We start from the raw sequence: 17,773 nt of genomic DNA on the forward strand, positions 1-17,773 counted from the left end.
ATTAAAAGTGACCTTTTACTAAGGTTATTTTTATATTTGTTAAGATCTTTTAGATTCGTTATCTTTAACTAGTCAATTAAAAATAACTTTGGGAGGAATCATTTTATGAAATTAAATAAAATAATGCACAGGGTACTATTGTCTACACCAACTTATGTTGAGGAAAAATAAAAGGAGAGTTTAGGAAGATAAAAACTAAACTTCTGAAGTCACATTTTTACATAGAGGTGGATGTGGGACGGAAAAATCCTACCATTTTATCAGATGGATCAACCTATCAAAACTCGAAGTTTTTTCGGTCATGAGAAGAGAAGTTAGCGAAAGTACAGCGTGTTATTTCTGGAAAAATAAAAGGATATACTGGCTGGCATACACAGCGAATAAAAGTAGTTAGCATTCATAAATACATAACAAGTGCTGGAAAAAGATTACTAAGTCATCAAAACCACGATGTGACTGATAGAGATAGGAAAACAAATAGTAATCTAAAGAATGAATCGATAAGTCTTCTCACCGCAAGTCTTGCGGCGTTAGCTCAATAAATTAGAGTGCATTAGAACTTTTTATTTAGGAATCTCCACTTCTAAAGGAAGTGAAAAGGGGGATAGTTCAAGGTTATTACTAGGATATAGTGACTATGAGTTTGCTAATAGTGTTTTCAATCCTAAAACTTAGGAATTACAAATCAAATACAATTTATGTAAAAAATGTCTATTTTGAAGAATTCGTCATTATTAGTTTACAGCCCTTCGACAACTGGATGAGAAGGAAGAAAGGTGGATGCAAGACCAAGACCACAAAGTAAGTCGTGAAATTGTCGATTTCGCAACGAATCATATGATTTCTGTCATTCGGTTAGAACAACTAACGAACATAAGACAGACGACAAGAACAAGCCATAAAAACGAAAAGAATCTACACACTTGGTCATTCTTTCGCCTAGCACAATTTATCGAGTACAAAGCAAAAGTAGTTGGTATATAGGTTGAATATGTGAATCCTGCTTATACAAGTCAAACATGTCCGAAATGTTCTGAAAAGAACAAGGCACAAGATAGAAAATATAAGTGTCCATGCGGATTTGAGAAACACCGTGATATCGTTGGAGCGATGAATATTCGCTACGCAACTGTGGTTGGCGGTAACAGTCAATCAGCCTAAGAACCTATATGGTCTGTCTTAGGAGGGGTGATGACATATCCTCATCCTATCAAGGGTAAGATTTCAAGTGTATAAACTGTTTATTAGCGCTAACTGATAAGAAAAAAGCTAATTGAAAAAGGAAAGGATAGAGGGGAAACGTTTCCTAGGAGGTGTTTATATATCTAGCAATCAAATTAAAGAATTAGATTTTATACGTTTCATTGCTTGTTTTAGTGTTGTAATGATTCATACTCTTCACCGAACAATATATGGACGAGAGGTATGGAACCAGGAACTCAATCATATGTTAATGGTTATACAGTTATCTTTGATGTTCGCAACCCCTTTATTTGTCCTTGTGTCGGAAATGATAACAGCTCATTCCACTAAAAATTCTATCCCTAAGGGGTTTTTATGGAGGAAAATAAAATTTATTATTGTTCCGTATTTCATTATGAGCATCATTTATGCAATAGATAAGACCTTTTCTGCATCAAATATTAATCAGGGATTTTTTGAAATATGGAGATTATATTTAATTGGTCAATGGCATGGTTATTTTGTTTTAATCATTTGCCAAATGTACCTTCTTCATATCTTTTTTGTTAAATATTTTTATGATAGCAATCCCGCCATTTTACTTACGTATACAGGTTTATTAAGCATGGGGTATTGGTTGATGTTTGATTTATACGTACCTAATTTACCGTCTTCTAAGTATAGCTGGGAGATTTTGTTTAGAATTCCTTTTTTAGGATGGTTATTTTATTTTACAATGGCCTTTTATGCAGGAAAGAATATCGATCAATTTCGCAGTTTCATTTATCGATATAGAAAATATATGTATTTAAATTTATTTATTACTTTTTGTATGGTACATATCCTTTTTCATAACGGTATAATTCATATGGTTAGTTCTGCAAGGTATGATGTAGTTCTCTATACTGCTTTTATATTTATTGGATTATTTCTTTTTTCTCGATATTGGATTGATACGCCATATTCTATAAAGTTGGTATGTTCTTGTTCTTATGGGATATATTTGTTGCATCCGCTTGTTCAAAAGTATGTTGCGATATACATATATAGGTTTCAACTGTCTACTTTATGGTATATAGTGAGCATACAGATATTAGGAATCGGAATCCCAGTATGTATTGTACTTTTGTGCCATAAATATTGGTGGGGGAAATATTTGGTCGGCAAAGTCAGTGTTCCTTTGAAGTATAAAAATAATTAAGATGAACCCATTTACAAATGGAGATGCAATCTTATTTTTGAGTTTTTTACTCTTCCCTAAAAGCCTTTTCCTTCCTCAAGCGTTTGAAGGGCGTAGCCCAATAATTGGTGGGTGATGCATCTTGGTTGGTATTAGCCAAAGTATTTGTAGTTATCTGACCACTGCACTATAACCTGTCTGTGCATACAGATAGGTTATAGTGCAGTGGAATTAGATAGTAATAAATATTCAGTGTTTCTTTTACAGTAACACTTTGTACTGTTGACACTCCCACGGCTAAAGCCGCAACTCCTACACCTTACGGTGTAACGGATGGGATTTCTGAATGACGAAACGTTCGCAGTCCATTTCTGTTTTGAACAGCCTTCAAGATGAGGGTGTGTCATCACCCCTCCTAAGACAGACCATATAGGTTCTTAGGCTGATTGACTGTTATCGCCAACCACAGTTGCGTAGCGAATATTCATCGCTCCAACGATATCGCGGTGTTTCTTAAATCCGCATGGACACTTATATTTTCTATCTTTCGCCTTGTTTTTCTCCGTGCATTTTGGATACTTAAAGTGCCACAAACCTTACGGTTTTTTGGTAGCACTCCGTATCCAACCTCACTTTCATCCCATGCCGAAAGACGATGGGCTTTCTCGTTCGGGAAGGGCTGTAATAAAATATACCACAGGCAAGTGTTTGATGATGAAATATCAAATTTATAGGTTAACCACAAAATACAAGGGGGAATAACTAGAGAAAGAATAAGATCTGATTATGTTAGTGCTACAATTGTAAGGGTTAATCCCCAAGTATTTAATGGATCAGAGTACGGTCCTACATTAACAGTAAGGGTACTTGTTACACCTGAAGGTGTAGTGAAAATTGCGGGTGCTGATACAGAAGTAAACCCTGCAGTATACCCTAGAGAAGTAGCTGAGCCAACGATTACATTATCATTAAGTCGCATAGTGATACCTGCATAATGCCCTCCTGCTTCAATATAAACTGCTACTTCATATATTGCTAAGTAATTTCTCCCTCCTTCAAGCAATACTGTTGTTGGTGGTGTAAATGAAATCGCTGTACCGTTAGAATGTACGACTGTATCGAGTGGAATCGCAGAATTTACAGCCACTATCGTTGGGGTAGTTTGAACAACATTTAAACTGTTAGCCGTGGGTGATGGACAAGAACAGGGCTTGTGAATTTTTGAGTTACTATTATCTTGGTGGTTCACAGATAGTTCCCTCCTTTGTATTCTTATTATATTTTTAATAACTTTGTAAAAAGCTAATAAAAGTGGAACAACTAGCTTTTAATAGTCGTTGATACTCTATAGATTTCAAAATATATCCCATAAATATATATGAATGTTTTTTTTTAGGCAGTACTGTATTTAACGTATTGCCGGAAAGAATTCTCATTCCTTAGTGAAGACGAATTGGATCGGAGGGAGATGAATTGGCTTCCAACAAGGAATGGTAAGAAGCCCTCTGAATTAATTAGGCATATACATTTCGTGTCTATCCAAGTCAAACACAAACGACTCTAATCTATAAAATAAAGCGATAGGGTTTTTAACCGCAAGGACTGCGGAGATAACCTAATAAATTAGAGTTCATTAGAACGCTTTACTTGGGGATTTTCCTTTTCCAAACGAAGTGAAAGTGGGGATAGTTCAATGGAAATACATTTTGATGAGAAAGTCATATATACAAGCTATTGGTGGAAATCGTGGTGACATCTATAAATAATGCAAATATGTACTTTTAATTAGGAAGATCTTCTAAATTAAAGAAGCTTCCTTTTTTATGTACAGATAATGTTCGCTAATGCTTGTTACGTTACCTTATTTCACTCTTACATATACTCCTTTGTATTCTCAATAGGTTGCAGGATAACATAGCGCTCAAGCAATGGAGGGAATCGTAGGAATAAAAAGAAATGAAAAGCACAGCTGCAATTATCATCTGTGGACGACAAGCAACTGTGCTTAGGGTGAGACATAAAGGGTAAATATATCTTAGCCTGATTAGCAAGAGAGGTTTAACCTATGTTTACTATAGCAGGAAACGAAAGTATAGATAATGATAAAAATAACCTTTTCCAAGGGCAAGTAGAACAGAAAATAAGTAGGGACAAAAAATACACAGCTACATCATCCGCGGGAGACGAGTAGCTGTGCTAAGAAAGGGTAAGAAAAAATCCGTTGTAACCACAATTGGCATTTGGAATGTTAGGATACTTTTACTATAACAGGCAGCATGCAAATATAAAATGATAAAGATAACCTTTTGCAAATGTAAAGATAAGTGTTCAGGTGGTGAGAGATGTATGTATTGTTAGGGGATATAGAGTACAATTTGCAACGCATAGAGAATACCTATAGAAGTGAAGGGATAAGGAACAGTTGTATTATTACCACAAAGGAAAATAATGGTTTAGGTTTAATAGGAAGTATACAACATGTTCCTCACCCTTCATGGAGTGATGGAAAGGATGAAGAGTATTCAAACATTGCAGTAGATTAGCTAATTGGGGGCCTGCAATGTACAAATCTGATTGTCAGTTCTTCATCCACTCTTACTATTTACTGTTTTTTGGTTTTATATACCAAATAAGAACATATAAATGTGATAAGTACCACTAGGATGTTGTTTTAGTGGAAAACAGCGAGAAGGGTGTTAAAATATGAGAACTATATCCACAGATTTACAAATGAAAATTGATATGTTACAGCTATGTCCTATGGATAATTGTGTGTATCATGAACATTTGAAAGCTTATAAGGAATTAGGAATTGATATACAACATTTTGAATATTACAAGATATATGGAGAACGTTTGGTGCCCTATTCAAAAGAATATATCATGCGCTCAAATTTGGAAGAGTTGTGGAAAAAGGATAAAGAAAAGTACATACAATTCAGTCCCTCTTTTTTTGATCGGTTAAAAAGAAAGGTGGATGTATGGATATGGAAGGGAAAGTTGAAATCGTTAGGGGGAGTGGCAAAATGGGTCCGGAAACATTCAAAGGAAGAAAAGAGATAGAATGTTTTTCTTATTCGCCAGAAAAAGCACAGCCAAATTAATACATTACCTGGCTGTGTAGAGAGTGAATAGATATCGAAAAACATAATGAGCTTGGATTATGTTGACTGGTTTTTATCATAACATGAAGGGCGTTACAGGAGGATTTGAAAGATGCTATTTAATACAGGGAAAATAACTGAGGATGGGGAGAAGTTGAAATGGATAAAATAGTTACGACTCATGTTGGTCTTATGAATGGAAAAGTACATATTTTTCAAATGAGTCTGGAAAGATTTTTAGATAAAGTAGTTGCTCCAGATGGATGTTTTAAGGAAGGTTTGATACGTTTTAATGATATTGTAATTAATCCAGAACACATCGTTTCTGTGCAACAAGTGTCTTCTGCTCGGATTCGTAGATCGAGTCGAATGCTAGAGTAACATTTAATTTAGCATCCATTTGGGTGCTTTTCTTACGTCAGACTATATTTTTATAGGGGTGAGTATGAGAATAAACAGGTGCTTATTCTCATGTATTAAAGACTACTAATATATACTCGTTTTTTTACTAAAGGGAGGTACACTATCTGAGGTGCTTTAATCAGAAGAATGGGTGGGAATTTTCTTCTCAATTCTAAGAGCAGCGTTTAATTAAAATTGTCGAGACATATAGTTATGTTGGTAATATACAATTTGTGAGATTGCTTGTCTTATATTTAATGGAGAAAGGGATGAATTTACTCCATGTGATCAAATAATAAAATGGGAGGTGGTAATCTTGTACTTTGAGATACATGAGACGAGGTAAAAGGACGAGAAGAAGGTCTTCGTGGGAGGGGAGGAAATTAACCGAAAGAGAGCTATTTATCCATGGTATGCATAAAAATGATATAAATATCCAAAATATAGAAAATCACCTAATTACGTAATTTTTGGGTATCCGCTATATTTTGGAACAATAAAAGACAGGCAAACCAGTACGGATATGTATTTATTTTTTAAAAATTCAGAAAATTAAGGGTATTTTTCTTTCTTGGCAAACAATTGCTTGTACTGTTCTTGTATGTCTTGAAGTTGTAAACTTAGTTCTTTTGCGAGTGTTGTCATCTTAGGGTCTTGTTGTAAGGTGAGCAATGATTTGGACACTTCTAAAAGCATATAATGAATCGTATATACTTCTTTTGTAATCAAAGATTCAGAAATTTGTTGAAGAGTAGATCCGATTATACTCATTTTTCGATCAATTTCCTGTAATAAGTGTGTAGAATCGCTAACATATGATTTGTTCACTATGATTCCTCTCCTGTCTTATACCATTATGCGTATCAATCTTACGGGTATTTTTTATTTTAATAAGGAAAAAGGACATCTGTCAAATTCCTCTTTTTAATTGGAATTTGGATTGTTTCATTGCTTTCATGTCCATTTTCAAGTTAGCGACTTGATTAAAAACACATATATATCTTACTTGGATAATAAGTTTAGTGATATACAGTAGGAGCATTCTTAATCTCTATTAAAATATCTGCAATTCGTTTTCCATTTTTCAAAATCATATGGTCTTTGGTATATCCATCTATACATTGACCCAATTCTTGACTTAACATCACTTCAATTTCACCGTTGTCTCGTATGTTACTCATTAACAAGGTGGCATGTTGACTCTGTAAATAATACAATTGCAACGTTTTAGCCAAAGATGTCACTAATGGTCTCAATAATACATCGTATTGTGGAAGCATATCCGCAGCTATTTGTTCATTTAAAATAAAATGAATGCCATTCTCTTTTGCATCAAATCGATATAAGAAAATCATATACACAGCACGCCCTTTACATGTTATGTGTGAAGATATAGTAGGAAATAGGAGAATATACGCTCGTACTATTCTCCCAATCCCTGAACTAAATAAAAGAATGGTATATGTTCATTATATATCGTGGGAAGTCACTGTTCAATTTGTTATTTCGTTTTGGAGGATATTTTTAATTTCTTCTATTTTTTGATGAGAGAGCCCTCTTTTTATTTGGTTCTTTTAATACATTTAACGTTTTTGTATTTTCTCAACATATATAAATTGAATTTTCTTTAAGATTTAAAGCTATCTGATCGCATATACAAATGTGCTTGTAGTCATGTCATAGATCAGAATTTGAATGCTGCCATCAACTTGTCACGTTATGAATTAGTCAATTAGCCCCTTAAACGTTATGTTAATATGTAGGATGCGTTGTATCCGAATTTACGCCCTCGGAGAGTTATATCAAACGATAGTAGCTTTGGCAAAACCGGACTCGTAGAACAGGGAAATAAACAAACTTTATAGACTTTTATAAGGTTTTGGCAATGGTCGTGAAATAAAGGGACGTATTGTATATACTACAGGTAGACGGAGCCTTTCTGGCAGATACTTTGTGCCATTGTGATTTGAAACAGAAGTGCAAGAACTTTCGAAAACACAACCTTACATCGGAATGGGTGTGGGAGAAAAAGCTTTGGCCATTTTGTCAGAGGAGACAATCTATAAAAATCCGAAGTTTTTTCGGTCATGAGAAGAGAAGTTGGCGAAAGAACAGTGAGTAACCTTTTCTAGCATTCATGAATGCTAAAAAAGGTTACTTGGCCAAATTCTCAACTGAAATCATCAAAAACCACGATGTGATGGGTATAGAGGATTTGCAAGTTCTCAATTGTATTCATACTGTGGGTGTCAAAATAAAGATGTTAAGAATCTAAATCTTTGTGAATGGGATTGTTCTTCTTGTAGCACACATCATGACAGGGATATTAACGCAGGACAAAATCTTAGAAATGAAGTAATAATACTTCTAACCGCAGGGACTCTGGAGTTAGTCTAATTCATTAGAAATCCCCACGTTCACGTCGTTTAGAAGTGGAAGTGGGGTAGTTTAATGCTTACGTTAGGAAACTTTGTTTTTAACGAATAGCTGCACCATTAGGTATAGCATTTTTCATCCACTGGGGAAGCACAGATGCCTCTGCATGAAACGCATACTTGTTTAAGAGAGATGGACTCGTAATCCAGCGTTTCATTGGTTTTCCGGTCGCATCTTTATCAAGAAAATAGATAAACGAATCATTTTCAAACTGTATTAACCCCATATCCTGATCAATATTTCTTCCGTTTGGAATTGTGTGAAGGCTTTGAAACTCTAATACTCCATCCCGATTTTTAAAAATACGATTATACGTATCTCGATCCGTAATGTAACGCTTCATGCCTCTATCCACTAAATATATGTCTGGTTTCCCTACTTCCTTTACACGATATCCATTATAAGCATATTGGTCATTTTGTAGAAATTCTCGGTTCAAAGTAGTAACTTTTTCTTGACTGGCTGCATGGGCTTGCGGTGTAGTCAGCATACTCAGTATACTCCACCCATTGCAGCCGATTAAAGCAGCTATTGTAAGACTGGATAACCTTTTCACTATCTTTTCACACCTTTCATTTTTAATTGTAGAATACAGACTTGCAAGACATTCTCAGAAGTTCTTTCCACGCTGTCTATTATAATGATAACGCTATCATCATGATATAATTTCTTGTTTAGAAATACAGGAAATCTATTGAGAAAATAAAGGTACACATTTCCATTCTATAAAAAGTTTAGAATGATGTGTAAAGAAGGGAAAGAGCATGCAATTGGGGAAAGTTATATAAACTGTCGTAATTTTGTGGATTTAAAACAAAATAAACATGGAAAATGGATGGAGACAGTGCCTAATTGAATTATTTTTGGAATGGTATAGCAGGCACGATTCAAAATTTAACGTGTTCTTTGAAAGAAGTCTCCCTCCCCAAGCGTGTGAAAGATGATAGTCTAGAGATAGGCGGGAGATGAACTTCTATTTATTTTGCCTCTGATATAATCAGTCTTATAAAAGGTGAAATTTGGTATAATGATAAAAATCTATAATACTCATGTAGTGGAGAGTGTAGTTGGATTAGACGTTGCAATGGTTGAATTGTATGTGTGTAGCAAAGTTTTATGGAAAGGCTGCCAATCAATGTGAAAATTTGCTTCATCATAAGTCTAAAAAATTAACTACGAACTTTGATGTTGTAGTATTACGAACTGCCGTATGGAAAGGTGAAAAATTGATAAAATCATAGATAATAAGGAGTCTAGGAATTCCGTGAATGACCTACTAAGGTAGGGGAATAGGGAAGCATAAATTAAATACTTGACGTATACCTATATAAAGAAAAGGTAAGGGAGGAACTATATGTTCAATGAAAAATTATTGGAAGCATTAAATCGTTATCAGAGGCGTGAAGGAAAAAATCCAGATATAATCAAAGTACATCCGACATATTATAACAATGTACTGAAAGAACTAAATTATCCAGAATGGCTTATTCAAAAGAAAGAGATGGAGCAGAAGAAAAGTTTATTTGGTGTAAAAGCTATATTTACAAATGATATTGAAACCTTTGAATTATAAAAACTGCCGCTTGTTTTGGAATAAATGTGTTATAGTTGAGGTATGAGTAGTGGCGGAAAACACGCCTCATATAGATTTTTTTAATTTTGTCTAAACGACCTATAATGATGGCATCTAAAATCCGAAATCAGATATCGATGGTGCAAGGTTGAATGTAGCCGTGGAAAACAAAGGAGCATCCGTAAAGGATGCCTTTTTGTTTTTATAGAAGAAAGAGTATATAACTATTGTACATACTTTTTACTCATTTTTGAATTAATAACCATACCAATTACGGTGGCTTTCAATTAAAGCATCGTGCGCAGCATCCCAATAATTCACGGAATACACGTAGTCATAGTTCATCATGCATATGATACCACTACCAGAAGCATCATGCGATAGTCCGTAATTGTGAGACCATTCATGTTGGATTGCATAAGGAGTAAAGGTTGTTCCTTGATCAAGCACAACGCTAATACCGCTTTGAGGTGCGGCAGAATAGACATAAGCAATGCCGCCAGCTGTAAATTTGTTGTCTTTAGTAAATCCAATTACAAAATCGTATTGTGTATTGTTTTTCCATTCGGCATTTAAATCAGCTAACAGTGCACTACTATTTGCACCATCGGATTTCCAATTTGCGTAACCTGTTACAATGAAGTTAATGTCATGTTCTGCCCAAAAGCTATTATCTGCTTTTTCTACCATTTGCGTAGTAATTGTTTTCCAGTCAGGATGAGCAGCTCGATATTCTTCATCAGCTGCGATTAAAATGGTAACGGTTCGAGTGGGAGCTAAAGTATGGGGCAGAGAATTAAAATTTTCGACGTCTGTAGGGGAGAAGGAGTCGAGGTGAATTGAATTTTTATCGGGATTAACCTTCGGTAAAGGATCACTTACAATCGGTAGTTTGCTAGATATGGAGTGTCTATTCAGTTCTTGTGCATGTACATGTGTAGGATTAGATGCGAAAGGTAGTAGTAAGAGTGTACTAAACGCTAAAGATGTAAAAAACATTTTGATATTCAAGTTTTTATCCTCCTAATAAAATAAAATTACTTTAAAATATTATATGAAAATTTAATGATGTTAGTGATAGGACAAGTATCTTATTTTAAAAGAATTTTTAAGATGTAGAGGATATGGATAATTATGTTAAATGTAAAACGAGACGAGTAGGAACAGAAAATTGATTAGTATGGAAATTTGTTGCAGATAAATACTACGGCAAAGAAAAGGAAACTGCCGCCATATCGCTCAATTAATGAAACGATGTAACATTCTAACAGAGTGGGCATACATCAATCATGGAGTGGGAAGCACTGCCCATATCGTATGTTGGACGATGTAAAACCATTGTAGAAAGAATTTAAAATATATATAGTAGAGGCGGTCTTACAAGTATCATTTGCTAATAATATTTTATAGGGTTGTCATAATTACGTATTCGTACAAAATTAGGAATGAATAATGGGATTGTGAAGAATATGTATCGTGAGGGATGGGGCATTCAAAATGATTGATACATGGTTGTCGGAAATCAATGAATTTATGCGAAGTATATAAGGTTTGAAGTGGGAATTGCACATTAGTAGCGGAACAACATACTATACAGTAAATGAAGCCTATGTGTATGTGAAGTAGGAAAACAGCCCTTAATTGAACTGGAAAGTTAGACAGAAGAATTAAGTGGCTGTTTGAATATGAGTCCGGTATTGTATCGGTCTCATCTCTTTTAATTTTGTTTTTTCTTTTGTGATTGTAATGAATATAATTATCTAATTTTAGATTGAAATGGTTTATACTCTCGAATTCTTTAAGATAATGTAATTCATACTTGAATAAGCCAAAGAAGGTTTGTATGACCGCATTATTTATCATTTTAGAAAAAGAGAATGTGCCGGTGTATCGTCTCTATCTACGAGCTATAATAAGTCTAAAACAGATGATACATACAACAGTTTATCATGTAAATGAAATTCATTTCTATTACGTTTAGATGAGTGGAATTGGTGTTTTAACATGTTAGGAGCTAATCCCCTTGTAGTTTTCCGATTTTTACTATTTCTTCTGGTGAGAATTTAGCCATAAAAAGGACACCTTCAATTGTTGATGGTGTCTAACAATTGAAGGTGTCCATCAAAATTGGACGTTGTTTACTTTATACTCACAAATTTATTGGATTGAATTAACTTTAACTAAACTATACATATTATTTATAATACGGATTATACATAGATGCTTTAGATTCAGAACACCCAGAACCCATAGGGTATGGTTGAACTCCAGAGCCGATATGATACGGGTGATGCGGTTGAACTCCAGAGCCGATATGATACGGGTGATGCGGTTGAACTCCAGAGCCGATATGATACGGGTGATATGGCTGAACCCCAGAGCCGATATGATACGGGTGATATGGTTGAGCTCCAGAACCTATATGATACGGGTGGTAGGGCTGAGCTCCAGAGCCTACTTGATAAGGATTAGGATACATGTTTATAACCTCTCTTTCATATGTTTCACCATTCAAAATACAAATGTAGTGATTTTTATGATAGTATTTTGGGTTTGGTATACCATATGTGCAAACTCATCAACCTGTGAAACTTACAGTATCAAAATCCCCTAAATAAACGATTGTTTATTACCGATACACAGCTAAATGATAGGCACAACAAGTGGATTTTTTATATTAGAGATACACATTCTATCTAACGGAAAACAAAGCCTATGTGTATGTGAAGTAGGCAAGAAAAAAACAAGGAGGATTTCACCTCCTTGTTCTAAAAATGAAACAATGTTGCACATATCTCCTCTTCGATACTCTACTCCAGAGACAGGTTCTTTTATATACCGAATTGTATGTTGGTACTAGTTTAAAAATATTGGGGAAATTGATAGAGGATTTTTTCAATTTGGTTTGGAATGTTTGTTAAGCTTATATCTTTCTTCGTTCGGAAAAATAGAGTTCGTAAAAAGGTTTTGATATTTCCATATAAAACAGCGAATTGTGTTGGTGTAAGCCTTTCTTTCACTTGAGAAAGACGTTGTATTTTCTTCGTAAGAATCGATAGAAACTGTTTTTGTGGAAATTCATGTTGTAAAATCGCTAGGAGTGGTGTAATGAGATATTCATCCTCGTTATTATAAAGTACATCCTGATGGTGAAATGTTGTATTTAGTAAGCAATGAATTACTTTTTCGTAGTGAATATTTGAAATATTCGGATTTTTAATCAAGGCATGTAGGGCAGATGAGCCATGTAGTATGTGGCGTGTATATCCTTTGTCAGGTATATACACACGGTAGTCTTTTTCTAATTTAAAGTATTGAAGGATTTTTTCTAGAGCGTCTACGAGTTGATTTTCTGGTAAAAAAGGGTGTTCTGTGTCGTACTGTATGATTAAAGCTAGAAGTGCAAGTGTATAGGAACGAGTGAAAATGCCATCATTTTGTGAAGGAGATATTTCAAAATATAAATAATTTGCATTAAGACAGGAAGCTAGTAATATTTCTAATTGTGAACTTTCTAAAAGGCTATGCTGTATAAAATATTGAAAACATGGATAAATGAGCATTTCTCGTGTGTAGGCATCGATTGTACCTATATGTTGCATCATGGTGAAGGTAATTTCTTTTACATTACATGTATGTAAGTACAGGTAATCATTTTGCTGCAGTTCCTCTAGTTGTAGGTGTAAATCATGAATATCCAAACCAAAGCCTCCTTTGTATCCTATGATTATAAAAGGGGCTGTAATGAAAGGATGTGTATGATGGAAGAAAAGATATGTTTTATTTTGGTGTTATGGAATCTTATATATAGGTAAAAAGTCAGAGCGCATGACTAAAGGGAGAACAGCATTCCAATGTGCTGGGTGGGCATGCTGTTCCGTGGAAACGGTTTTTGGTACGACACAACAGGAGTCATTTTACTATATGTGAGTGAGATACAAAGTATGCGGAAATATAAAAAGATGTTTCTGCAGCTAGAGGCGACTGGGGTGTAGTGGAGAGAATGGGTAGACACACCGCTTATGAGAAAATAAAAACGGTGAAAAACGCAGATATGGAAACCGGCGGACGGGAAAGTAAATGGAGGGTATAAGTGTTCGGAAAATTAGAAATCTATCATATAATTTTGTATTATATACACCATACAATTGGTGTTTTTTGTATTTTCATTTTTACGCCTGTTTTTTTGCGAAAGCAGCAAAAAACTAGCACGAAGGGCTTGGGTCTTGTATAGCATACAGTATAAGCAACGGACATATTGTTTCTTGTCTCGTTGGGAGAAGAGAGAATAAGAGGGAATACATATTTTTCCTGTAACTACTCAGCCACCTTTCGGTGTCTTTTTTAAATTTTACTAGTTTCATATGCCTCCCATTTGTAAATACTGAGTATATCAAACAGGGGAGGTGAATCTTATGGTCGATCGAAAAATTATTTTAGATACATATAAAAAAGGACCTGAAGCTGTTATTTCTTTATTTGAAGAAACATTTTCTAAGTTAGAAAAACGTATACAAGAACTAGAAAATGCTTCAAAAAAAAACTCCAAAAATAGTCATAAGCCACCTTCTACAGATGGTTTGGGTAAGCCCGTTACAAAAAGTTTGCGCAAACCGTCTCATCGTCAAACGGGTGGCCAGTTGGGCCACAAGGGACATACTCTTGGTTTGACAGCGACTCCAGATCATACGATTACACATTCTCCTACATATTGTACTTGTTGTCATACTTCCTTGAACCACGAGCCTGTAAAAGGGTATCGCATTCGCCAAGTGTATGACTTACCACCTATTCAGATCGAAGTGACAGAACATAAAGTAGAACAGAAAGAATGCCCACATTGCCATTCTATCCAAGAAGCCCAATTTCCTTCGACAGTATCTCGTCCTGTTCAATATGGTCCAAATATAAAAAGACTGATTCCCTATTTAACGCATTATCAATGCATTTCTTTGAAGCGAACAAAAGAATTCTTTCAGGATTGTTTTGGACATTCTATAAGCGAAGGAACCCTGGTAAATCATACACAGGCTTTCGCTTCTCAATTGCAGCCATTCATAAAAGAAGTAAAGGAAAAGATTCTGCAGTCTCCTGTTGTCCATTTTGATGAAACTGGTATGCGTGTAGAAAACAAAACACAATGGTTACATACTGCCAGTACACCGGAGGTGACATTGCAACATATTCATCAAAAACGTGGAAAAGAAGCAATGGATGCTGGAGAAATCTTGCCATCTTTTTCTGGAATTGCGATGCATGATGGTTGGAAATCGTATGATGCGTATACAGATTGTCGTCACGTTTTATGTAATGCCCATCTCTTACGAGATTTACAAGGAATTATAGATAGTACTGGAGAACAATGGGCACAACAGATGCAGAAATTTCTAACGCAAGCGTTGACGATGAAAAAGCAATCCGAAGGTACCATGCCAAAAGCGACGCAAAAGAATCTGTTTATTATGTATCAATCCATATTGAAAGAACAACAGATTCTTTCCACGAAACAAAAGAAGAAAGGAAAGCAGACGCCTTCTCAAAATTTATGGAATCGCTTCGTCAAGTATTCTGACAGAATTCTAGCGTTTTTAGAACATCCAGCCATTCCATTTGATAACAATCAAGCAGAACGGGATATTCGGATGACGAAAGTAAAACAGAAAGTGTCTGGGACTTTCCGAAGTAAGAAAGGCGCAGAATCTTTTTGTCAGATACGAAGCTTTATGAGTACCATGAAAAAACAAAAACAATCGGTCTTACAAGCGATAAACCAAGTCATAGAAACTAGAACGGTTCCTTGGAATAACACGACTTCATAAGAGAATTTCTCTATTTGGCATAGATTCTTTCTCTGATTGGAGTATTTTCTTTTCATGTTTTCGAATCGGAAACATGTATTTGGCCTGTTTTTTTATTTGAAGAAGCTGAGTAGTTACTTTTTCCTGTTTTGATTGTTCTTTTGCATTTTTGATGGGGATACTCGATTGGGAATGTGTATCGTAGAAACAATTGTGCTGGATGAATTCCTTTCCTTGTTCGGTTGCTTTATTTTCTAAAAAAGGAGGGTGTATGATGGCAAGAAAGGTGATGGCGGAACAAGTCGTGACCGATTTAGAGTTTTTAGAGATGATTCAACAGTTTCAGTGGACCACAACCAGTCAGCTTGTTTCGTATATTGGTTTTGTAACTACTCAGCCACCTTTCGGTGTCTTTTTTAAATTTTACTAGTTTCATATGCCTCCCATTTGTAAATACTGAGTATATCAAACAGGGGAGGTGAATCTTATGGTCGATCGAAAAATTATTTTAGATACATATAAAAAAGGACCTGAAGCTGTTATTTCTTTATTTGAAGAAACATTTTCTAAGTTAGAAAAACGTATACAAGAACTAGAAAATGCTTCAAAAAAAAACTCCAAAAATAGTCATAAGCCACCTTCTACAGATGGTTTGGGTAAGCCCGTTACAAAAAGTTTGCGCAAACCGTCTCATCGTCAAACGGGTGGCCAGTTGGGCCACAAGGGACATACTCTTGGTTTGACAGCGACTCCAGATCATACGATTACACATTCTCCTACATATTGTACTTGTTGTCATACTTCCTTGAACCACGAGCCTGTAAAAGGGTATCGCATTCGCCAAGTGTATGACTTACCACCTATTCAGATCGAAGTGACAGAACATAAAGTAGAACAGAAAGAATGCCCACATTGCCATTCTATCCAAGAAGCCCAATTTCCTTCGACAGTATCTCGTCCTGTTCAATATGGTCCAAATATAAAAAGACTGATTCCCTATTTAACGCATTATCAATGCATTTCTTTGAAGCGAACAAAAGAATTCTTTCAGGATTGTTTTGGACATTCTATAAGCGAAGGAACCCTGGTAAATCATACACAGGCTTTCGCTTCTCAATTGCAGCCATTCATAAAAGAAGTAAAGGAAAAGATTCTGCAGTCTCCTGTTGTCCATTTTGATGAAACTGGTATGCGTGTAGAAAACAAAACACAATGGTTACATACTGCCAGTACACCGGAGGTGACATTGCAACATATTCATCAAAAACGTGGAAAAGAAGCAATGGATGCTGGAGAAATCTTGCCATCTTTTTCTGGAATTGCGATGCATGATGGTTGGAAATCGTATGATGCGTATACAGATTGTCGTCACGTTTTATGTAATGCCCATCTCTTACGAGATTTACAAGGAATTATAGATAGTACTGGAGAACAATGGGCACAACAGATGCAGAAATTTCTAACGCAAGCGTTGACGATGAAAAAGCAATCCGAAGGTACCATGCCAAAAGCGACGCAAAAGAATCTGTTTATTATGTATCAATCCATATTGAAAGAACAACAGATTCTTTCCACGAAACAAAAGAAGAAAGGAAAGCAGACGCCTTCTCAAAATTTATGGAATCGCTTCGTCAAGTATTCTGACAGAATTCTAGCGTTTTTAGAACATCCAGCCATTCCATTTGATAACAATCAAGCAGAACGGGATATTCGGATGACGAAAGTAAAACAGAAAGTGTCTGGGACTTTCCGAAGTAAGAAAGGCGCAGAATCTTTTTGTCAGATACGAAGCTTTATGAGTACCATGAAAAAACAAAAACAATCGGTCTTACAAGCGATAAACCAAGTCATAGAAACTAGAACGGTTCCTTGGAATAACACGACTTCATAAGAGAATTTCTCTATTTGGCATAGATTCTTTCTCTGATTGGAGTATTTTCTTTTCATGTTTTCGAATCGGAAACATGTATTTGGCCTGTTTTTTTATTTGAAGAAGCTGAGTAGTTACTTGGTTTTTATAACAGGCGACGCATTCTGCGTAAACTCGAACAACTTAGTCCCTCTATCTCCACATCATTCAAGAACCGGCTCGTCATAT

General features: G+C 35.4%; 17 protein-coding genes and 4 pseudogenes. 13 read left to right on the forward strand and 8 right to left on the reverse strand.

Features of this window, described 5'->3' with window-relative positions; genetic code table 11:
- Positions 1–744: 744 nt before the first annotated feature.
- Positions 745–1,161, forward strand: a pseudogene (locus tag MHH55_RS31180) (RNA-guided endonuclease TnpB family protein); the annotation flags it as partial.
- Between the two features lie 112 nt (positions 1,162–1,273).
- Entirely contained in the window at positions 1,274–2,383 is a 1,110-nt protein-coding gene (locus MHH55_RS31185; RefSeq protein WP_078187234.1) for an acyltransferase family protein, read from the forward strand.
- 416 nt (positions 2,384–2,799) lie between these two features.
- Here MHH55_RS31185 and MHH55_RS31190 read toward each other — a convergent pair.
- Positions 2,800–2,937: pseudogene (locus tag MHH55_RS31190) on the reverse strand (zinc ribbon domain-containing protein); the annotation flags it as partial.
- A gap of 209 nt (positions 2,938–3,146) precedes the next feature.
- The gene (locus MHH55_RS31195; protein WP_078187235.1) at positions 3,147–3,611 is read right to left on the reverse strand and encodes a hypothetical protein; all 465 of its coding nucleotides are present in this window, start codon (positions 3,609–3,611) and stop codon (positions 3,147–3,149) included.
- A gap of 816 nt (positions 3,612–4,427) precedes the next feature.
- On the opposite strand from MHH55_RS31195, the gene MHH55_RS31200 reads away from it, so the two are divergent.
- From MHH55_RS31200 to MHH55_RS31215, 4 genes are all read left to right on the forward strand, one after another.
- On the forward strand, positions 4,428–4,553 hold the full coding sequence (locus tag MHH55_RS31200) for a hypothetical protein (protein WP_303047666.1): 126 nt from the start codon (positions 4,428–4,430) through the stop codon (positions 4,551–4,553).
- Between the two features lie 151 nt (positions 4,554–4,704).
- Positions 4,705–4,905, forward strand: coding sequence for a hypothetical protein (locus MHH55_RS31205; protein ID WP_078187236.1), 201 nt, complete (start codon positions 4,705–4,707; stop codon positions 4,903–4,905).
- A gap of 160 nt (positions 4,906–5,065) precedes the next feature.
- Positions 5,066–5,425 carry a hypothetical protein gene (locus tag MHH55_RS31210; protein ID WP_078187237.1) on the forward strand — a complete coding sequence of 120 codons (360 nt, stop codon included), beginning with the start codon at positions 5,066–5,068 and terminating at the stop codon, positions 5,423–5,425.
- Between the two features lie 200 nt (positions 5,426–5,625).
- Positions 5,626–5,847 (forward strand): hypothetical protein, encoded by a 222-nt coding sequence (locus tag MHH55_RS31215; RefSeq protein WP_078187238.1) that lies wholly within the window; start codon positions 5,626–5,628, stop codon positions 5,845–5,847.
- Between the two features lie 573 nt (positions 5,848–6,420).
- On the opposite strand, the gene MHH55_RS31225 is transcribed toward MHH55_RS31215, so the two are convergent.
- Together MHH55_RS31225 and MHH55_RS31230 are read right to left on the reverse strand one after the other, a co-directional pair.
- Positions 6,421–6,696: a hypothetical protein gene (locus tag MHH55_RS31225; RefSeq protein WP_078187239.1), complete on the reverse strand. Its 276-nt coding sequence runs from the start codon at positions 6,694–6,696 to the stop codon at positions 6,421–6,423.
- Positions 6,697–6,887: 191 nt separating this feature from the next.
- On the reverse strand, positions 6,888–7,223 hold the full coding sequence (locus MHH55_RS31230; protein WP_176116612.1) for a hypothetical protein: 336 nt from the start codon (positions 7,221–7,223) through the stop codon (positions 6,888–6,890).
- 276 nt (positions 7,224–7,499) lie between these two features.
- On the opposite strand from MHH55_RS31230, the pseudogene MHH55_RS36550 reads away from it, so the two are divergent.
- Together MHH55_RS36550 and MHH55_RS31235 are read left to right on the forward strand one after the other, a co-directional pair.
- Positions 7,500–7,604 (forward strand): annotated as a pseudogene (locus MHH55_RS36550) (RNA-guided endonuclease TnpB family protein); the annotation flags it as partial.
- A 142-nt stretch (positions 7,605–7,746) separates the two neighbouring features.
- Positions 7,747–8,265, forward strand: a pseudogene (locus tag MHH55_RS31235) (IS200/IS605 family element RNA-guided endonuclease TnpB); the annotation flags it as partial.
- Between the two features lie 79 nt (positions 8,266–8,344).
- Here the strand turns inward: MHH55_RS31235 and MHH55_RS31240 are convergent.
- Positions 8,345–8,794 (reverse strand): hypothetical protein, encoded by a 450-nt coding sequence (locus tag MHH55_RS31240; RefSeq protein ID WP_340882088.1) that lies wholly within the window; start codon positions 8,792–8,794, stop codon positions 8,345–8,347.
- An 864-nt stretch (positions 8,795–9,658) separates the two neighbouring features.
- Between MHH55_RS31240 and MHH55_RS31245 the strand changes: the two genes are divergently transcribed.
- A complete protein-coding gene (locus MHH55_RS31245) occupies positions 9,659–9,877 on the forward strand; it encodes a hypothetical protein (RefSeq protein WP_078187242.1) in 219 nt (72 codons plus the stop codon).
- Between the two features lie 255 nt (positions 9,878–10,132).
- Here MHH55_RS31245 and MHH55_RS31250 read toward each other — a convergent pair whose 3' ends face one another.
- From MHH55_RS31250 to MHH55_RS31260, 3 genes are all read right to left on the reverse strand, one after another.
- Positions 10,133–10,888 (reverse strand): M12 family metallo-peptidase, encoded by a 756-nt coding sequence (locus tag MHH55_RS31250; RefSeq protein ID WP_078187243.1) that lies wholly within the window; start codon positions 10,886–10,888, stop codon positions 10,133–10,135.
- A gap of 393 nt (positions 10,889–11,281) precedes the next feature.
- On the reverse strand, positions 11,282–11,740 hold the full coding sequence (locus MHH55_RS36555) for an IS3 family transposase (RefSeq protein ID WP_078187244.1): 459 nt from the start codon (positions 11,738–11,740) through the stop codon (positions 11,282–11,284).
- A 998-nt stretch (positions 11,741–12,738) separates the two neighbouring features.
- Positions 12,739–13,578: a DUF2785 domain-containing protein gene (locus MHH55_RS31260; protein WP_078187246.1), complete on the reverse strand. Its 840-nt coding sequence runs from the start codon at positions 13,576–13,578 to the stop codon at positions 12,739–12,741.
- Positions 13,579–13,731: 153 nt separating this feature from the next.
- Between MHH55_RS31260 and MHH55_RS31265 the strand changes: the two genes are divergently transcribed.
- The 4 genes from MHH55_RS31265 (at position 13,732) to tnpC (MHH55_RS31280) (ending at position 17,566) form a co-directional block, all read left to right on the forward strand.
- Positions 13,732–13,872 carry a hypothetical protein gene (locus MHH55_RS31265; RefSeq protein WP_176116614.1) on the forward strand — a complete coding sequence of 47 codons (141 nt, stop codon included), beginning with the start codon at positions 13,732–13,734 and terminating at the stop codon, positions 13,870–13,872.
- Positions 13,873–14,292: 420 nt separating this feature from the next.
- The gene (gene tnpC / locus MHH55_RS31270; RefSeq protein WP_100910632.1) at positions 14,293–15,696 is read left to right on the forward strand and encodes an IS66 family transposase; all 1,404 of its coding nucleotides are present in this window, start codon (positions 14,293–14,295) and stop codon (positions 15,694–15,696) included.
- A gap of 253 nt (positions 15,697–15,949) precedes the next feature.
- A complete protein-coding gene (locus MHH55_RS31275; RefSeq protein WP_340882093.1) occupies positions 15,950–16,105 on the forward strand; it encodes a hypothetical protein in 156 nt (51 codons plus the stop codon).
- 57 nt (positions 16,106–16,162) lie between these two features.
- On the forward strand, positions 16,163–17,566 hold the full coding sequence (gene tnpC / locus MHH55_RS31280; protein WP_100910632.1) for an IS66 family transposase: 1,404 nt from the start codon (positions 16,163–16,165) through the stop codon (positions 17,564–17,566).
- Positions 17,567–17,773 lie beyond the last annotated feature (207 nt).

Source organism: Bacillus sp. FSL K6-2944, from assembly GCF_038005385.1.
Classification (GTDB): domain Bacteria; phylum Bacillota; class Bacilli; order Bacillales; family Bacillaceae_G; genus Bacillus_A; species Bacillus_A cereus.

Excerpts from the sequence above, each read along its gene's own strand:
- MHH55_RS31200 (WP_303047666.1), top strand. The coding sequence starts at position 4,428 with ATGTTTACTATAGCAGGAAACGAAAGTATAGATAATGATAAAAATAAC.
- MHH55_RS31205 (WP_078187236.1), top strand. The coding sequence starts at position 4,705 with ATGTATGTATTGTTAGGGGATATAGAGTACAATTTGCAACGCATAGAG.
- MHH55_RS31210 (WP_078187237.1), top strand. The coding sequence starts at position 5,066 with ATGAGAACTATATCCACAGATTTACAAATGAAAATTGATATGTTACAG.
- MHH55_RS31215 (WP_078187238.1), top strand. The coding sequence starts at position 5,626 with ATGGATAAAATAGTTACGACTCATGTTGGTCTTATGAATGGAAAAGTA.
- MHH55_RS31230 (WP_176116612.1), bottom strand. The coding sequence starts at position 7,223 with ATGATTTTCTTATATCGATTTGATGCAAAAGAGAATGGCATTCATTTT.
- MHH55_RS31240 (WP_340882088.1), bottom strand. The coding sequence starts at position 8,794 with ATGCTGACTACACCGCAAGCCCATGCAGCCAGTCAAGAAAAAGTTACT.
- MHH55_RS31245 (WP_078187242.1), top strand. The coding sequence starts at position 9,659 with ATGTTCAATGAAAAATTATTGGAAGCATTAAATCGTTATCAGAGGCGT.
- MHH55_RS36555 (WP_078187244.1), bottom strand. The coding sequence starts at position 11,740 with ATGATAAATAATGCGGTCATACAAACCTTCTTTGGCTTATTCAAGTAT.
- MHH55_RS31265 (WP_176116614.1), top strand. The coding sequence starts at position 13,732 with ATGTGCTGGGTGGGCATGCTGTTCCGTGGAAACGGTTTTTGGTACGAC.
- tnpC (WP_100910632.1), top strand. The coding sequence starts at position 14,293 with ATGGTCGATCGAAAAATTATTTTAGATACATATAAAAAAGGACCTGAA.
- MHH55_RS31275 (WP_340882093.1), top strand. The coding sequence starts at position 15,950 with ATGGCAAGAAAGGTGATGGCGGAACAAGTCGTGACCGATTTAGAGTTT.
- tnpC (WP_100910632.1), top strand. The coding sequence starts at position 16,163 with ATGGTCGATCGAAAAATTATTTTAGATACATATAAAAAAGGACCTGAA.